We start from the raw sequence: 16,343 nt of genomic DNA, 5'->3' as shown, positions 1-16,343 counted from the left end.
CAGTGAAATTACTAAACTTTTTCTCAGACAATTATAGCTATCTAGGGACTATTCCTGATAAAATTTAATTTTATACTCCCATCTCCCATGTCGTTAATTCAATGGTATCCCGGTCATATTGCCAAAGCGGAAAGAAAACTCAAGGAACATCTTAAACTCGTGGATGTGGTCTTAGAAGTGCGCGATGCTCGCATTCCCTTAGCTTCCCATCATCCGCAGGTGGACGATTGGATTGGCAATAAACCGCGCTTGTTAATCTTAAATCGTCTCGATATGATTCCCGAATCTGCCCATCAACAATGGGTAACATGGTTTAAAAGTCAAGGAAAAACCGTCTATTTTACTAACGCTAAACAGGGAGAAAGAGTTAAAGCAATTATCAAAGCGGCGGAAAAAATTGGCGATGAAATTAACCAAAAACGTCAACTAAGAGGAATGTTACCGCGTCCAGTGCGCGCCGTGGTGATCGGGTTTCCCAATGTGGGCAAATCTGCCCTGATTAACCGTTTATTAGGGCGAAAAGTCGTCGCCAGCGCCCGCAAGGCCGGAGTAACGCGACAATTACAATGGGTACGAATTTCCGACACCTTAGAATTATTAGACGCGCCGGGGGTGATTCCCTCCCGTTTAGAAAATCAAAAGGATGCGGTGAAATTAGCTATCTGTGAGGATATTGGCGATGCCGGTTATGATAACCAAAGGATAGCGGCGGCTTTTGTCGATTTATTAAGAGAATTACAGTATGAAGGTCTTTTACAATCTCGTTACGGGTTGAATACTCTAGACATGACCGGGGAGGATTTTATTGAAAAATTGGCCAATCTCAAATATCAAGAAGATAAAGAAAGGGCAGCCATGCAGTTACTCAATGATTTTCGCAAGGGAATAATCGGGGCTATCCCGTTAGAATTGCCCCCCTCCTCTTGAAATCGCCTGTTTTTAACTCAATAGTTAATTCCCGAATTTGTCAAAATTACCGCCTGTTAGTCCACTCAGTTGCGGATAAGATTAAAGAAATCGGTAAAGTTGCCAGGATCGATCGAACCCTGAAGGAAGATAGGGAATAAACGACAGAGACAAAAAAGACTATGGGCAAACCGACTGGCTTTATCGAATTCCTGCGTGAACTTCCTTCCGAACTTACCCCTCTCGATCGCCTTCATAATTGGGATGAGTTTCATCTTCCCATGCCTGAGGATAAACTCCGCAATCAGGCCGCCCGTTGTATGGATTGTGGTACACCATTTTGTCACACCGGAACGCTCATTAGTGGCATGGCCAGTGGTTGCCCGATTAATAACCTGATTCCCGAGTGGAATGATTTAATCTATCGAGGATTGTGGCGAGAAGCCCTCGATCGCCTTCATAAAACCAATAATTTCCCCGAATTTACCGGTAGAGTCTGCCCCGCTCCCTGTGAGGGTTCCTGTGTTCTCGGTATTCATAATCCCCCCGTTACGATCAAAAATATTGAATGTTCGATTATTGACAAAGGTTGGGAATCCGGTTGGATTACTGCCAATCCCCCCGCAATCCGTACCGGCAAAAAAGTGGCCGTGATCGGTTCCGGACCTGCTGGATTAGCGGCTGCCGACCAGTTAAATAAAGCCGGTCACTGGGTGACAGTTTATGAACGGGCCGATCGCCCCGGTGGCTTGTTGATGTATGGTATCCCCAACATGAAGTTAGATAAGGAAGAAGTCGTTCTGCGTCGTCTCCAGATACTCGCACAGGAAGGGGTAAAAATGGTCTGTAGCACGGAAGTGGGCAAGGATATCAGCGCCCAAGACCTATTAAACGAATACGATGCCGTCGTTATCTGTACCGGGGCCACCAAACCCCGGGATTTAAACATCGAAGGTCGCCAATTAAAGGGCATTCACTTCGCCATGGAGTTTCTCACCGCTAATACAAAGGCACTATTAGACGGACAGCCCGGGGAGGATTTTATCTCGGCCGCGGGTAAAGACGTGGTAATTATCGGCGGTGGCGACACGGGAACCGACTGTGTGGGGACTTCCCTGCGTCATAACTGCCGTAGCGTCACCCAATTAGAGATCATGCCGCAACCGCCCCGAGAACGGGCCGCCGATAATCCCTGGCCCGAATGGCCGAAAATCTACCGTCTGGACTATGGACAAGAGGAAGCGGCCGCGCGTTTTGGCGATGATCCCCGGGTTTATACCACCACAGCGACTAAATTCGAGGGGGATAGCGCGGGTAACGTCACAGGGATTCACACGGTACAGGTGGAATGGCAACGCAACGAAAAAGGGCAGTTCATACCCCAACCGGTGGCAGGAACGGAAAAAGTCATCCCGACGCAATTAGTTCTATTGGCCATGGGATTTTTGGGACCAGAACAGCCTTTACTCGATGATTTAGGCTTAGAAAAGGATGCCCGCAGCAATATCAAGGCCGAACACGGTCAATTTACCACTAGCTTGCCGAAAGTCTTTGCAGCGGGGGATTGTCGTCGTGGTCAAAGTTTGGTGGTTTGGGCGATTAATGAAGGTCGCGGGGCTGCCAGGGAATGCGATCGCTTTTTGATGGGGGCGACGGATTTACCGTGAACCAGTAGTTAGGGCTTGCTGAAAAAGTTTTTTGTGGGGGCAGGGTGTGGGGTGTGGGGTGTGGGGTGTAGGGTTTTACCGATTTTGAGGGGGTCAATTACCTAATTTTCAGGGAAAAAGTCCCTGAATTTTCCCCCCGATCACTCCCATATCTCGTACTTTTTGATTGACAAAAGGTCTAAAAGTCTTACCCAACAAGGTTTTTAGATTTATTCAGCCAGCCCCAGTTACCCCCGCCATTGTTCTGACTTGCTGGGGGTGCTTTCCCCTGGTCAAACCTTCTCAATCTGAAGAGGAGGAGGAGCGAGGAAACAATTGTCCCTATTGACTATTTAGACAATCGCTCCCTGTTTAAACTGTTGCCACCGATGAATCAAGCGCCACCTGTTCATTGGTGGGTAACTCCAGACAATAACCCGCACCATAAACGGTTTTAATATAGCGAGGATGACGGGGATCGGGTTCTAGTTTCGTTCTCAGATGGCGAATATGAACGCGAATAGTCTCGATATCATCATCGGGATCGTATCCCCAGACTTCCTTGAGAATATCACTAGGGGAAACGGTTTGACCGTGACGTTGGAGAAGACAGTGGAGTAACTCGAATTCCAGATGGGTTAACTTGACCACACTTTCAAACCAGACCGCCTCAAAACGTTCGGGAACAAGGGTTAAAGGTCCAAAACTGAGTATTTCTGAGTGTTTAGCGGCTTGGGGAATGCGATCGGTACGCCTGAGGAGGGCGCGCACCCTAGCTAACATTTCCTCCACCTCGAAAGGTTTAGTCAGGTAATCATCGGCACCCGCATTAAAACCTTCCACTTTATCTTGGGTTTGTCCCAAGGCTGTGAGCATCAAAATCGGGATGTCGGACGTGCGTTCATCTCGTCGCAAACGCTGACAGACAGTAAAACCATCGACTTTGGGCAACATTAAATCCAGCATGATTAAATCGGGTTGTAACTGGACGGCCAAGGCCTGGCCTTTAATCCCGTCCTCTGCGGGATTAACGTCATAACCCGCCATCTCCAAGTTGATGGAGACTAATTCCGCGATTGCAGGATCATCATCGATTACAAGTATTCGGGGCATTACCAGAGCGTTATGACTAAGGGTTTGGGTAGGGGGTTGCTCAATGTGTTCTCGCTGACATCGCAACTAGGGCTTTGTCTCTCAAGGGCTTGAGTTTAGCACAACATAAAGAATCCTGTACTGATTATAAGCATGATTGCTAAATTCGGTTTTAATTTGTGAAATTTTGCTGATATAAGTCCCTGAATGTTAAGAATTTTTAAGAAGTGTGAACAGTCTTGGTCGAGAATTGATATTTGTGCTAGATTACACACTCTCTCTCCCAAAGATCAACTAAGAAGCGGTTTTTCACTAATCTTTACAATTGCGCCGTCTCGATCGATACCGGTTTTAACCGGACTGAAAGTCCTTCTAGAGCTAAATTTCTCCCCTAAGCTCCCCCGTCGGCACTGTAAAAATTCTTAATAAAATTACCGATCGATTCAGTTTAATCTACCAAAATAGGCGGTTTTAGTAAGCATCTGTAACCAACCCGATCCATTCTACTCATCCCAACAGGTGATCATAATATGAGCGTTAATTTATCAACTCAACTGCGGGAAGGCACGAAAAAATCCCACACAATGGCAGAAAACGTCGGTTTTGTCAAGTGTTTTCTCAAAGGTGTGGTAGAAAAAACTTCCTATCGCAAACTGGTGGCTAACCTCTACTTCGTCTATTCGGCCATGGAGGAGGAGATGGAAAAACTTCCTAGTCATCCCGTCGTTTCTAAAATCTGTTTTCCTGAACTCAATCGCAAAAATGCGCTGGAACAGGATTTATATTTTTATTATGGTCCTAATTGGCGCAACGAGATCGCTTTATCTCCGGCAGGTCAGGCCTACGTTGACCGGATTCGGGAAATCGCCACAACAGAACCCGAATTATTAGTCGCCCATTCCTATACTCGTTATCTCGGCGATCTGTCCGGGGGGCAAATCTTGAAAAAAATCGCCGAAAAAGCGATGAATCTGGAAACTGGTGGCACAGCTTTCTATGATTTCAAAGATATTCCCGACGAAAAAGCCTATAAAAATCACTATCGTCAAACCCTCGACGAGTTACCGGTAGATCAAGCCATGGCCGATCGCATTGTCACCGAAGCTAACGCCGCTTTTGGCCTGAACATGAAAATGTTCCAAGAGTTGGAAGGTAATCTGATCAAAGCGATCGGAATTATGCTCTTTAATACTCTCACCCGTCGTCGCAGCACCGGCAGCACCGAAACCGGATTGGCTACCGCCGAATAGTAGTGAAGAAAACCTAAAAAAAACGGAAATTCTAGAATTGGGGTAATGGTTAGCCATGATTATTATCTGAATTTCAGAGTTATCCGTTATATTTTTGCTTTTTATTCGGTCGTCGGAAGTCAGGAGATAGGGTGATAGGGTGATAGGGATTTAGGGGTTTAGGGAAATTTCATCCAAATGCTCCACTACCCCACTACCCCACTACTCCACTACTCCACTACTCCACACCCAACTACCCCACTTCCCCACTTCCCCACCTCCCCAATTCATAATTCATAATTCATAATTCCCACACCCTACACCCCACACCCTACACCCTACACCCCCTCACCCCTGACGATCGAGAAAAAACTTCATCAAGAGGGGAACAACTTCCAGTAAGATGAAAAATGGTCAGTGAAAAAGCTAACCGAAATTTATTGTCGGAAATGGTAACACCGCCCCATTTCCCCAGACCCTAGAGGCTAGAGTCCGGTAAACCAGCGGATAAAAATTGACATCCATGAGTGCAGACATTTTCGATCGAGTTAAAAAAGTTGTTGTGGAACAATTAGAAGTAGAGCCGGAAAAAGTTACCCCCGAAGCAAGCTTTGCTAATGATCTGCAAGCTGATTCCCTCGATGTGGTCGAGTTAGTGATGGCTTTAGAGGAAGAATTTGATATTGAAATTCCCGACGAAGCGGCCGAACAAATTGACACTGTAGGCAAAGCCGTCGCCCATATTAGCGAGAAAGTAGGAGCAACCGCCTAATTATTGCGGGAAAATTGACAATTAGAATTAAATATCTGGGGCAAAATCTGCCCTTATTTTTGAACAGACATGACAGAATTGCCATTAAAAAGGGTTGTCATCACGGGGATGGGTGCGATAACTCCCCTCGGCAATAATCTAGCAGACTATTGGACAGGCTTAATCAACGGCAAAAGTGGCATTGGTTTAATCACTCACTTTGATGCCTCCCGTCACGCTTGTCGCATTGCTGGGGAAGTACGGGGTTTTGACCCCCACGACTATGTGGATCGCAAAGAGGCAAAGCGCATGGACCGTTTCGCTCAATTTGCCGTCGCCGCTAGTTTGCAAGCTCTGCAAGATTCTCGATTAGTTATCGACGCTCTCAATGCCGATGATATAGGTGTACTAATCGGTACAGGCGTGGGTGGCCTAAAAGTGCTTGAGGATCAACAGGAAATTTACTTGACAAAAGGTCCGAGCCGGTGTAGTCCTTTCATGATCCCGATGATGATTGCCAATATGGCTGCTGGTTTAACCGCTATCCACACGGGGGCCAAGGGACCGAGTAACTGCACCGTGACCGCTTGCGCCGCCGGTTCCAATGCCATCGGCGATGCTTTCCGTCTAGTACAAAGGGGTTTTGCCAAAGGGATGATCTGCGGTGGGACGGAGGCCGCCGTTACCCCCCTAGGATTGGCCGGTTTTGCCTCCGCTAAGGCCCTGTCCACCCGCAACGATGACCCTACCCGGGCCAGTCGTCCCTTTGACAGGGACCGGGATGGTTTTGTCATGGGGGAAGGGGCAGGAATCTTGATTATAGAGGAATTAGAAACGGCCTTGGCCCGTGGGGCGCGGATTTACGCCGAAATGATCGGTTATGGTCTGACTTGCGATGCCTATCACATGACGGCTCCGGTTCCCGATGGTCGTGGAGCCACCAGAGCGATCGAATTAGCGATCAAAGATGCCGGTTTAACTCCGGCGGAAATTAGCTATATCAACGCCCACGGGACCAGTACGGGGGCCAATGATCCCACGGAAACCAAGGCGATTAAAAAAGCTTTAGGAGAATCGGCCTACCAAATCCCCGTCAGTTCCACCAAATCGATGACAGGCCACCTTTTAGGCGGTTCTGGCGGCATTGAAGCCGTGGCCACGGTCATGGCGATCGCTAATGATCGGATTCCACCGACTCTCAACCTGGACAATCCCGACCCCGATTGTGATCTCGATTACGTCCCCTACGAAAGTCGTCAGCAGATAGTTAACGCTGCCCTCTCCAACTCCTTTGGATTTGGTGGCCATAACGTCACCTTAGCTTTTAGAAAATATGCTTGAGTCGATGCCCCTGAAAGAGTAATCTGTGAGTGGCTCCCTCTTTAACCTGGTCTTATTTTTGTAGTTCATTCTAAAAAACATTATGGTTGTCGCCTCCCAATCTCTCGAAGAACTTTGTATTAATGCGGTGCGTTTTTTAGCGGTGGATGCCGTAGAAAAAGCTAAATCCGGACACCCCGGACTGCCGATGGGAGCCGCTCCCATGGCCTTTGTTCTCTGGGATCAATTCCTGCGTTTTAACCCGAAAAACCCCCAATGGGTCAATCGCGATCGTTTTGTTCTCTCCGCCGGTCACGGTTGTATGCTGCAGTACGCTTTGATGTACCTGACCGGATACGATAGCGTTCCCCTAGAGGAAATTAAACAATTCCGGCAGTGGAAATCGAAAACCCCCGGCCACCCCGAAAATTTCGTCACGGAAGGGGTGGAAGTGACCACCGGTCCCCTGGGTCAAGGGATTGCCAATGGGGTCGGTTTGGCCCTAGCAGAAGCCCATTTAGCGGCCCGTTTCAACAAACCGGATGCCAAAATTATCGACCATTACACCTATGTGATTTTGGGTGATGGTTGCAATATGGAGGGGATTTCCGGGGAAGCTTGTTCTTTAGCTGGTCACTGGGGTTTAGGCAAGTTAATCGCTCTCTACGATGATAACCATATCTCGATCGATGGTTCCACCGATATCGCTTTTACCGAGGACGTGAGCAAGCGTTTTGAAGCCTACGGTTGGCACGTTCAGCACGTGGAGAATGGTAACACCGATTTAGATGCCATTGCCAATGCGATCGCAGCTGCCAAAGCTGTCACCGATAAACCCTCGATGATTAAAATCACCACCACCATCGGTTATGGTTCCCCCAATAAGTCTAATACCGCCGATGTTCACGGGGCAGCTTTAGGAGCCACAGAAATCGAGTTAACCCGGAAAGCATTAGGTTGGGAATACGAGCCGTTTGTGGTTCCCGATGATGTCCTGAGTCGTTTCCGGCAAGCAGTGGACAAAGGATCGACGGCAGAAACAGACTGGAATAAGTTATTTAACGAATATCAGGCTAAATATCCCGCAGAAGCGGCTTTATTTGAACAGTTAACCACCGGTCAACTGCCGGAAGGTTGGGAGCAAGCTTTACCGGTTTATAAACCCGAAGATAAGGCGCTCGCTAGTCGTAAACACTCGGAAATCTGCTTAAATGCCCTCGCGGGGGTGTTACCCGGTTTAATCGGTGGTTCGGCGGATTTAACCCACTCTAACTACACGGAATTAGAGCATTTTGGTAATTTCCAAAAAGGCAGTTATCAGGAGCGTAACGTCCATTTTGGCGTGCGGGAACACGCGATGGGGGCGATTTGTAACGGGATTGCTCTCCATAACACGGGATTGATTCCCTACGGGGCAACTTTCCTGATTTTCACCGACTATATGCGGAATTCTATCCGTTTATCGGCATTGTCAGAAACCCGCGTCATCTGGGTAATGACTCACGATTCCATTGCCTTAGGGGAAGATGGACCGACTCACCAACCCGTGGAACACGTTGCTTCTCTGCGCGCTATTCCTAACCTGTTAGTCATGCGTCCGGGAGATGGTACGGAAACTTCCGGCGCTTATAAGGTGGCGGTGAGCGAAAAGAAACGCCCGACTTTATTGGCTCTCTCCCGTCAAAATCTGCCTAATTTAGCGGGAACTTCCCTGGAGGGTGTGGCTAAAGGTGCTTATATTATCACCGATTGTGAAGGTACTCCCGATGTGATTCTCATCGGTACGGGGGGCGAGTTGTATCTCTGCGATAAAGCGGCTGCGGTGTTAAAAGAGGCAGGAATTAAAGCTCGCGTCGTTTCTATGCCCTGTTGGGAGCTATTCGAGGAACAATCGGCAGAATACAAAGAATCGGTATTGCCGAAAGCAGTGAAAAAACGTCTCGCGGTGGAAGCGGGTTCAACTATGGGTTGGCATCGCTACATCACCGATGAGGGGGATGTGTTGGGGGTTGATACCTTCGGCGCTTCTGCTCCGGGAGGTGTGATTCTAGAGAAGTTTGGTTTTACTGTGGATAACGTGGTAGCGAAGGCAAAAGCGTTGTTAGGTTAATTACCTGAAATCTTAGCTGTAATGAGTCAGAAAAATCTGGCTCATTTTTTTGTTTTTCTATTGTGACTGTCAGTCAGTGGACTAGGGGTCACGTCAGGCAGTTTAATCGAAGCATGGCAAAGGACAATTTAGCTCAATTTGGCAGATGTTTACATAATGCTCGTATTCAAAAGGGTTTATCCCAAGAAAGGTTGGCCGAAGCGGCCAATTTGGATAGAACTTACATCAGTCTTCTTGAACGTGGTAAAAGGAATCCTTCTTTACTATGCTTGATTTCTTTATGTAGAGCATTAAACATAAGTCTTTCGGAGCTTTTTAACACTATGTCTATAAATTCCGATGTAAATACTGATGATGTCAGAAGATTTGATTAAATTGCTTGAGCAGTTTTTGCATGATAACGAGCTTGAATGGGAATGGTTTGAAAAAATAGAAAGTTTTTGTAAGAGTTATAGTTTGAATATCAAATATATTACAGAAGTTCTCAATGATCCAAAAGTTATTCCTATGATTCGTGGCAAGTTTTTTGAGTTCACTGTACAAGATGAACTGTCAAAAATACTCGCGAATAATTATTTAGTTACTAATCCTCGCTTAAATCCTCAAGCTGGTTCTCACGATATAGATGTAGCTATTATCAATCAAAAAAACGCCAAAAAATACTCTGCTGAATGTAAGTTAGCCAAAAAAGGTAGTTTCCGTCTTCAGGGAGGTATCAGACCTTTTATTGAAGTCAAATGTATGAGATCAAGAACCTTAGGAGACAAAGCGGCAGAACAAAGGTCTAAATTGATAGGAATACCTTCAACAAGCCTCAATATTCACAAAGATCAATATATTGAAACAGATTTTGATTTAGTGATTACATCTCTTGCCAATGCTTTTTTTCAGACCAATTTAGAAACGGGACTATTTGTTTGGAACCCCACACCAAAAGAGCAAATATTTTTAAGCAAAATTAATATTAATAATCAAGAAGAAGCCCTTTTGAAAATGTACGTTGCCAGAAGTAAAGATTTAACAGCAAATCAAACCAATAATATCAAGTGTTCTCGCCAGAAATGCCACGATCACAACTGTAATTTCATCCCTAATTATCCCAAAATTTTCTTTGATGTTAATACGGCTGAACCTCTACAACCATGGCTACCGATAGAAAAAATAGAGGATTTACTTGATTAAAATTAGGAATCAAGATACATCGAATAAACTTAATTGTAGAGGTGTAAATCTTGCAGGTTTCTCAAGATCATAATTAGCAATAAATACCTCCTTGCCCTTGCGTCTTTCACTCTGATAACCATGTTCTAATTTCAAACCATTTTTTTGATCATCAGTTCGATTAATAGTGTAATTCCATTCATTATCTTGTAAAGAAATACACCAATCATACATTTCTCTAATTTCGGAGCAATTATCATAAGTCAAAAGAAATTTAAATCGATGTTGATGTTTTTTCAACGTCTTACATAACCTTTCATGATCTTCTAGACTGAAGAAGCAGGAATAGAATTTATTTTGATCTGCTTGAAAGTAAGGAGGATCGACAAATAAAAAGTAATCATCGGGTAATTGATTGATTAAATCTTCAAAATCTAAACAAGATAAATTGACATTTTGCAGTTTTTCCGAAGTGGTTTTTAGGTGAGAAGGCCAGTTTTCAGGACGCATAGAATACTTATCACCATAGCCCCAATAACAATTTTCAAGTTTCATAATTCCTGAGTAGGAAGTTCTATTTAGATAATACCAACGCATGGCTCTTTCTAGGTCATTGGCTGGTTGAAATTCATTTTTATAATAATTGTGTAATTCTTTGGTAGCGTTTAGATCTTTTAATAATTCAATTAGACTATCAAGATGATCTTTGATATGTCGATAACAGTTCATTAATTCCTCATCTTTGTCATTGAGAATATTCTCTGCTACACTTTCCTTAGCAAAGAATATAGATGCTCCCCCTGCAAAAGGTTCACAATACTTATGGTGACTGGGAAGACAAGCTAAGATTAGCTTACGGGCATAAAATTTACCGCCGGGATAACGAAAAGGAGAATTACTAAGTTTTTTCGCTGTTTTAGGCATTATCTTTAATTTGAGAGGCTTTTCTTTGAGATTATTTTAACAAAATTACGATATTTTCTCTAGGAATGTCAGAGAAGTTTGGTTTTACTGTGGATAACGTGGTAGCGAAGGCAAAAGCGTTGTTAGGTTAATTAAAACTTTGGTTTTGTGGAAAAAGCCCGCGCAAGCGGTTTTTTTTCTGTTAAGATGGAACTATATCGTGCAAAGGGGTGATGGGTGGGGTGATTCCTTTTACAGACAGAGAACTACAAAAAGCATGGAGAGAAAATCAAGAAGCGACAAACGTGAAGAAAAGAACTAACGCTCATCGTTTATTGCTATTTTACTCCGTTGAATGTGGTCTCAAAGCGGTTTTACTGAAAAGACAAAGTAAAGATTGCACCGATTCTTGTCGAGAATTAGTTGAGGTACAGCATGATATAAATAAGTTACTAGACAAACTAGCTGCGGGAGAAAAACAACTAGGTATGAAACCTTTAAAAAACAATCAAGAGAGAAAGTTTTCTTGCGGTGAAATTAATCAAATGTGGCGATATGGGGGGTGCTGTGAAAATATCAAGGATGGTGAATTAGAAAGAAAATTGTTAGATATATTAAGTTGGATTGCACAGGAATTGCAGAGACTATGAGAAGACGGCCATTACTAACTTGGTTTGATATTAAAAGAAAAATTGCTTGCGAAACCGCTAACGGAAATGACTTACCTGATGGTATTGTTAAAATTAGTTGTTTTAGTAGTGCTTTAGAGATTGGTATTCAAAATCAAGATGATCAACACAAAGCTAACTCAATATTAAAGGAATGGTTTGGAGATTGGTATCAAGAATCAGAACAAATTATTCAGCTAGATATTGATAATGCTCCTATTCCCGTGGAATTTATTTTAATAGATAATAGTCCTTGCCTTTCGGCATCGATTCGACCTTTTTGGCAAGAAGTCGCTTATTTAAAAGCAAATACAGATTCAGAGCAATCGGATAGTTTTTTGCCAAATGCTTATCAAGATAAGCCAGAAATTGTTGCTTTTTATTCTTTTAAAGGTGGTGTGGGAAGAACCCTACATTTAGCCGCTTATATTCTTGCTCTCTTAGCAAGAGCAAAAGAGATAAATAAACCAGTTAAAATTTTAGTTATTGACTCAGATTTAGAGGCTCCGGGGTTAACCTATTGGCAAAGGTATGAAAATCAAGAGGCAACCGTATCTTTGAGCAATTTTTTAGAAGTTTATCAGTATCCCAATCCATCTCTAGAGGTGGCACTCTCTTGGGTAACTCAAGAAATTAAGAAAACTGCCAAACAGCAAAATAAATCAACTTTATATTTTTTACCCGCTTTTATTGAAGAAGAAGAACTCTTAGATACTCCTATACTGCCAGAAAATTTAGCTAGAAATCCGTCGGGTGCTTGGGAGGTAGGGGATGCAATTCATCAATTAGGGCAAAAATTAGCAGTAGATTATATATTTATTGATTTAAGAGCAGGATTAAGTGAAATTTCTAGCCCAATTTTATTTGACTCTAGAATCCAAAGATTTTTAGTAACAACAGTTAATGAGCAATCTTGGCGAGGTGTCAGGATGGTTTTAGAAAAAATTGGCTTACTAGCTCCCAGTGACTCAAAAGTAAAGGATGATAATTATTATGATCCTTCGATAATTATTAGTTTTTTAACCCCAGAAGTCAGAAATTTATCAGCATTTGAGAATATTTTAGAGCAATTACAGTCGGCTTATGTTCAACCAAAAGATGAGATTTTATATATTGCTAGACTGGATATTAAAGAAACTTATTTTGCCCAAGAGTTACTATATATTAACAATTGGGACGAAGCTCAAAACAAATTAAGTTCAACTTCCTTGATGGAACTGGCAAGAGAATGGGCAGAAGATAAATTACCTAGTAATAGCATTGCATCAGTCACACCTTCAGATAACTCCTTAGATGATGTGAAAAAACTCAGGGATACTTGCAATAAATATATTTATGCAGAAAAGGGAGAAGGGGAAGATTTACTCATTACCGAGCCATTGAAAAATCTCGCTCGTAATTTTCAAGATAAACTACCTAATGTTATCTCAATTGGTGCTAAAGGTGCGGGAAAAACCTTTAATTATATTCAGCTATCTCGCCTACAGTCTTGGGAAAAATTTTTAAATAAAGTTGATCCTCAAAATCAAGAAAATTCCCTAGAAAATCTCGGTTTAATATTTCCTTTACTGCAATCACAAAATTTAAATGATCATGCCAAAAATATTCTTGAGCAAGCACGGCAAAATGTTAATAATGTTCTTAATAATGATTATCAATTTTCCTCCTCGGATTTAAGAGACAGAATCACGCAGTCGCTATCAAATCAGGATTGGAATGAGGTTGATTGGACAAATTTTTGGATCAAAGAAATTTCGAGAGTTTTAGGTTATAATCCTGAAAATTGTCAATTACATAAACTGCATGAATACCTTCAACAAAAAAACTCGAAGATTATATTTTTATTTGATGGATTAGAAGATGCTTTTCCTAATGTTGCCAATGATAACGATAACCGTGAACGAAAAGCCTTGAAAGCTTTGATCGATCATTTACCCAATAAATTATCAGAAATTAGGCAATCTAATCTCGGATTGATTGTCTTTCTGCGTCGAGATTTCTTGAGATATACAATCACACAAAACTCGCAACAATTTGAAAACTTATATCGTAATTATGATCTATCTTGGAATCTAGAATCGTTTCTTAAACTTTCCTATTGGCTCTGCATACAATCATCGGTTATTAATGCTCAGTCTCAAGATTTATTCGATTGTTCAATTGAAGATTTAAAAGAAAAACTAGAACGACTTTGGGGCAAAAAATTAGGAGCAGATAATGCAAGAGAAGCTAAGTCAGACAATTGGATTTTTGCCGCTTTAACCGATTTTAATGGAAGACTGCAAGCGAGGGATATTGTGAGATTTTTGTATCATGCTGCTAATATTACTGTAGAAACAAAAGAAGAAATACAATTTTCTAAATGGTCGAATACTAGACTGTTACCTCCCCAAGCGATTCGACGAGCGCTTGAACCCTGTAGTCGAGAAAAAGTTAGAGAGTCTGAGGAAGAATATCCTATATTTAAAAGCTGGGTACAAAAAAGTTTACCTACATATAGTGATAAAAAAATTCCTTTTTCTCTAGAACAGTTTAAGCTGGATGCTGATACAGTCAATGTTCTTGAGCAAATGGGAGTAATTTATGAGGACAAGGATAAAGAAGATGCAGTTCGTTATTATATGCCCGAAATATTCCGTGAAGGGTTAGGATTTTCTAGTCAAGGTGCGCGTCCTCGTGTTATAGCTTTAAAGCGCAAAGTTTTGGGGAAATCAAATTTTTAATGATTCGAGCTTTTTTGAAATGACTATATGATTGATTGTTATCAGCTTTTCAAAACAGGATTTGCTATTACCTAGCATTGGGGAATTGATTCGTTCATCAAAAAAGCTACACTACTGGGATTCTTGTTTTTTTTTAGCTTTCCTGAAAAATGAACCTGATAAAATTGATGAAAGAGGTAATATACCAATTCTAGGATGGCTTGATAGTCTTCCTGATAAAGCTCAAAAACTGGCAGAACTAGGACATGAATTACGCAGACCAGAAGCAGACTTTTTGCGAGATAAAATTTATGAATTGAGAGTTAATTTTAAAGGGATAAATTATAGAATTATTTATTTTTTTTATAAAAACCAAGCTGTGGTCATTTCTCATGGTATAATTAAAGAAAAAGAAGTTCCACCGCTAGAAATCGAGCAAGCAATTAAAAACAAGGCTAAATTTGAAAAGAATCCCGAATTACACACTTATTTTCAGGAGTTACTATGAATACACCCCAAACAACAGCCGATGGCTTAAAAATTCTTTACCAACGTTATTATGCCAATAATCCAGAGCGTCAATTAGAATTAGAAAAAGCTCGTATTGATGACGAAGTAGCCAGAAAAATATTTAAGATTAAGGAAACATATCATCTTTCAACAAAGGCTTTAGCAGAATTAATTCATACTGATGAATCTATTATTGAAGCTTCAGAAAATGCTGACTATGAAGGAAACTCTTTTTTGTTGTTAAATCTCATCGCTACAGCTCTAAAAATGAAGGTTGAATTTGAATTAGTTCCTTAGGTTTTTTTAGGAATAGCATAACACACCCTAAACTCTGTCATTGCGAGGGGGTGATACCAGAGTTAATCTTCATCTCTCAACCAATATCCCCCCGAAGCAATCTTCCCGTGGAACAGGCTTCTGGTTCCTGTTTGATATTCAGGTACAATTAATGATATAATTGGTGCGTTACGGCGGATTGTTAGTTTTGTTTTATTATCCGAATTGGTAACCGCCTAACACACCCTACACTCGTCGGCGATCTAATTAATAATTAAATTAAGGAGGAAAAAATGAAAGCTTATGAATTTCAAACAACGATCAATAAAGGAATTGTAGAAATTCCATCAGATTATCTTAGATATTTAGAAAAAGATCAAGATGTTCGGGTTATTCTTCTTACAGAAGATGGTGAAGCAAAGAAACAAAATGACACGGAAAAAATGAAAAGCAAACTCTCAGAATTTCTTTTACTACCAGAATTAGAAGAAGATGAGATTTTGTTTGAACGGGATAAAGATACAGGTAGAGAGATTTTTTGATGAATTATTTATTAGATACCTGTGTTCTTTCAGAATATATTAAGAAAACCCCAAATATACAGGTTATTCAGTGGGTAGATGAACAAAGTGAAGCGAGTTTATTTCTTAGTGTTTTAACTTTAGCTGAACTCAAAAAAGGAATCATCAAAATAAAACAATCTCAACCATCTCGTTATCGTAAGCTAGAACATTGGTTAAATCAAATAAAACAAAGATTTGCTGACAGAATTTTACCATTGAGCAACAATATACTTGATATTTGGGCAAAACATTGTGGTGAATCTGAAGCAACCGGTAGAAAATTACCGATTATCGATAGCTTAATAGCAGCCACAGCTTACCAATATAATTTGGTTATTGTCACCCGTAATATTAAAGATTTTAATTTCACCTCAACCAAAGTTTTTAGTCCTTGGGAATCCCTCACAAAAAATGGCGAAAATTAACTCTTTTTAATGTAGGTATCTTGCTGATTTTGGTGCGTTACGGCGGCTTGTTAGTTTTGGTTTTTTGACCAAATTAGTAAC

Annotated in this window: 16 protein-coding genes; 14 read left to right on the top strand and 2 right to left on the bottom strand. The window is 41.8% G+C overall.

From position 1 onward, the window contains the following. Positions 1–87: 87 nt before the first annotated feature. Together ylqF and GQR42_RS13260 are read left to right on the top strand one after the other, a co-directional pair. Positions 88–927 carry a ribosome biogenesis GTPase YlqF gene (gene ylqF, locus GQR42_RS13265; RefSeq protein ID WP_158200322.1) on the top strand — a complete coding sequence of 280 codons (840 nt, stop codon included), beginning with the start codon at positions 88–90 and terminating at the stop codon, positions 925–927. 161 nt (positions 928–1,088) lie between these two features. Further along, positions 1,089–2,573, top strand: a complete 1,485-nt coding sequence (locus tag GQR42_RS13260; protein WP_158200321.1) for a glutamate synthase subunit beta — start codon at positions 1,089–1,091, stop codon at positions 2,571–2,573. 351 nt (positions 2,574–2,924) lie between these two features. On the opposite strand, the gene GQR42_RS13255 is transcribed toward GQR42_RS13260, so the two are convergent. Continuing rightward, positions 2,925–3,665 carry a response regulator transcription factor gene (locus GQR42_RS13255; RefSeq protein WP_158200320.1) on the bottom strand — a complete coding sequence of 247 codons (741 nt, stop codon included), beginning with the start codon at positions 3,663–3,665 and terminating at the stop codon, positions 2,925–2,927. A gap of 509 nt (positions 3,666–4,174) precedes the next feature. Between GQR42_RS13255 and GQR42_RS13250 the strand changes: the two genes are divergently transcribed. The 6 genes from GQR42_RS13250 to GQR42_RS13225 all read left to right on the top strand — a co-directional run bounded on the left by GQR42_RS13250 (position 4,175) and on the right by GQR42_RS13225 (position 10,236). Then, complete coding sequence (locus tag GQR42_RS13250) at positions 4,175–4,894, top strand: biliverdin-producing heme oxygenase (protein ID WP_158200319.1); 720 nt, start codon at positions 4,175–4,177, stop codon at positions 4,892–4,894. Positions 4,895–5,396: 502 nt separating this feature from the next. Next, entirely contained in the window at positions 5,397–5,645 is a 249-nt protein-coding gene (locus GQR42_RS13245; RefSeq protein WP_158200318.1) for an acyl carrier protein, read from the top strand. Positions 5,646–5,714: 69 nt separating this feature from the next. Further along, positions 5,715–6,965, top strand: a complete 1,251-nt coding sequence (gene fabF, locus GQR42_RS13240; protein ID WP_158200317.1) for a beta-ketoacyl-ACP synthase II — start codon at positions 5,715–5,717, stop codon at positions 6,963–6,965. 82 nt (positions 6,966–7,047) lie between these two features. Beyond that, positions 7,048–9,054, top strand: a complete 2,007-nt coding sequence (tkt, locus tag GQR42_RS13235; RefSeq protein ID WP_158200316.1) for a transketolase — start codon at positions 7,048–7,050, stop codon at positions 9,052–9,054. Positions 9,055–9,167: 113 nt separating this feature from the next. Next, positions 9,168–9,428, top strand: coding sequence for a helix-turn-helix domain-containing protein (locus GQR42_RS28755; RefSeq protein WP_036386251.1), 261 nt, complete (start codon positions 9,168–9,170; stop codon positions 9,426–9,428). Beyond that, positions 9,406–10,236, top strand: a complete 831-nt coding sequence (locus GQR42_RS13225) for a hypothetical protein (protein WP_016515557.1) — start codon at positions 9,406–9,408, stop codon at positions 10,234–10,236. The genes GQR42_RS28755 and GQR42_RS13225 overlap by 23 nt, the downstream gene beginning before the upstream one ends. Before the next feature lie 9 nt (positions 10,237–10,245). On the opposite strand, the gene GQR42_RS13220 is transcribed toward GQR42_RS13225, so the two are convergent. Further along, entirely contained in the window at positions 10,246–11,139 is an 894-nt protein-coding gene (locus tag GQR42_RS13220; protein WP_158200315.1) for a DNA adenine methylase, read from the bottom strand. 221 nt (positions 11,140–11,360) lie between these two features. Here GQR42_RS13220 and GQR42_RS13215 point away from each other — a divergent pair, with 221 nt between their 5' ends. The 6 genes from GQR42_RS13215 (at position 11,361) to GQR42_RS13190 (ending at position 16,262) form a co-directional block, all read left to right on the top strand. Next, positions 11,361–11,768: a hypothetical protein gene (locus GQR42_RS13215; protein WP_233271389.1), complete on the top strand. Its 408-nt coding sequence runs from the start codon at positions 11,361–11,363 to the stop codon at positions 11,766–11,768. Then, positions 11,765–14,509: a KGGVGR-motif variant AAA ATPase gene (locus tag GQR42_RS13210; RefSeq protein WP_158200313.1), complete on the top strand. Its 2,745-nt coding sequence runs from the start codon at positions 11,765–11,767 to the stop codon at positions 14,507–14,509. The genes GQR42_RS13215 and GQR42_RS13210 overlap by 4 nt, the downstream gene beginning before the upstream one ends. A gap of 31 nt (positions 14,510–14,540) precedes the next feature. Continuing rightward, the gene (locus tag GQR42_RS13205) at positions 14,541–14,996 is read left to right on the top strand and encodes a type II toxin-antitoxin system RelE/ParE family toxin (RefSeq protein ID WP_233271388.1); all 456 of its coding nucleotides are present in this window, start codon (positions 14,541–14,543) and stop codon (positions 14,994–14,996) included. Next, positions 14,993–15,295, top strand: a complete 303-nt coding sequence (locus GQR42_RS13200) for a hypothetical protein (RefSeq protein ID WP_158200312.1) — start codon at positions 14,993–14,995, stop codon at positions 15,293–15,295. Before GQR42_RS13205 ends, GQR42_RS13200 begins: the two co-directional genes overlap by 4 nt. Positions 15,296–15,567: 272 nt before the next feature. Next, complete coding sequence (locus GQR42_RS13195) at positions 15,568–15,816, top strand: hypothetical protein (protein ID WP_158200311.1); 249 nt, start codon at positions 15,568–15,570, stop codon at positions 15,814–15,816. Next, complete coding sequence (locus tag GQR42_RS13190; protein ID WP_158200310.1) at positions 15,816–16,262, top strand: type II toxin-antitoxin system VapC family toxin; 447 nt, start codon at positions 15,816–15,818, stop codon at positions 16,260–16,262. Before GQR42_RS13195 ends, GQR42_RS13190 begins: the two co-directional genes overlap by 1 nt. The last annotated feature ends 81 nt before the right edge of the window (positions 16,263–16,343 follow it).

The organism is Microcystis aeruginosa FD4 (assembly GCF_009792235.1).
Classification (GTDB): domain Bacteria; phylum Cyanobacteriota; class Cyanobacteriia; order Cyanobacteriales; family Microcystaceae; genus Microcystis; species Microcystis viridis.
Note: the sequence above shows the minus strand (reverse complement) of the source record. Positions and strands in the feature narration are given on the sequence as shown.

What these genes read in the sequence shown, in the direction of transcription:
- ylqF (WP_158200322.1), top strand. Translation starts at nt 88, where the DNA reads ATGTCGTTAATTCAATGGTATCCCGGTCATATTGCCAAAGCGGAAAGA.
- GQR42_RS13245 (WP_158200318.1), top strand. Translation starts at nt 5,397, where the DNA reads ATGAGTGCAGACATTTTCGATCGAGTTAAAAAAGTTGTTGTGGAACAA.
- GQR42_RS13250 (WP_158200319.1), top strand. Translation starts at nt 4,175, where the DNA reads ATGAGCGTTAATTTATCAACTCAACTGCGGGAAGGCACGAAAAAATCC.
- GQR42_RS28755 (WP_036386251.1), top strand. Translation starts at nt 9,168, where the DNA reads ATGGCAAAGGACAATTTAGCTCAATTTGGCAGATGTTTACATAATGCT.
- GQR42_RS13195 (WP_158200311.1), top strand. Translation starts at nt 15,568, where the DNA reads ATGAAAGCTTATGAATTTCAAACAACGATCAATAAAGGAATTGTAGAA.
- GQR42_RS13190 (WP_158200310.1), top strand. Translation starts at nt 15,816, where the DNA reads ATGAATTATTTATTAGATACCTGTGTTCTTTCAGAATATATTAAGAAA.
- GQR42_RS13260 (WP_158200321.1), top strand. Translation starts at nt 1,089, where the DNA reads ATGGGCAAACCGACTGGCTTTATCGAATTCCTGCGTGAACTTCCTTCC.
- GQR42_RS13255 (WP_158200320.1), bottom strand. Translation starts at nt 3,665, where the DNA reads ATGCCCCGAATACTTGTAATCGATGATGATCCTGCAATCGCGGAATTA.
- GQR42_RS13220 (WP_158200315.1), bottom strand. Translation starts at nt 11,139, where the DNA reads ATGCCTAAAACAGCGAAAAAACTTAGTAATTCTCCTTTTCGTTATCCC.
- GQR42_RS13225 (WP_016515557.1), top strand. Translation starts at nt 9,406, where the DNA reads ATGATGTCAGAAGATTTGATTAAATTGCTTGAGCAGTTTTTGCATGAT.
- GQR42_RS13200 (WP_158200312.1), top strand. Translation starts at nt 14,993, where the DNA reads ATGAATACACCCCAAACAACAGCCGATGGCTTAAAAATTCTTTACCAA.
- fabF (WP_158200317.1), top strand. Translation starts at nt 5,715, where the DNA reads ATGACAGAATTGCCATTAAAAAGGGTTGTCATCACGGGGATGGGTGCG.
- GQR42_RS13210 (WP_158200313.1), top strand. Translation starts at nt 11,765, where the DNA reads ATGAGAAGACGGCCATTACTAACTTGGTTTGATATTAAAAGAAAAATT.
- tkt (WP_158200316.1), top strand. Translation starts at nt 7,048, where the DNA reads ATGGTTGTCGCCTCCCAATCTCTCGAAGAACTTTGTATTAATGCGGTG.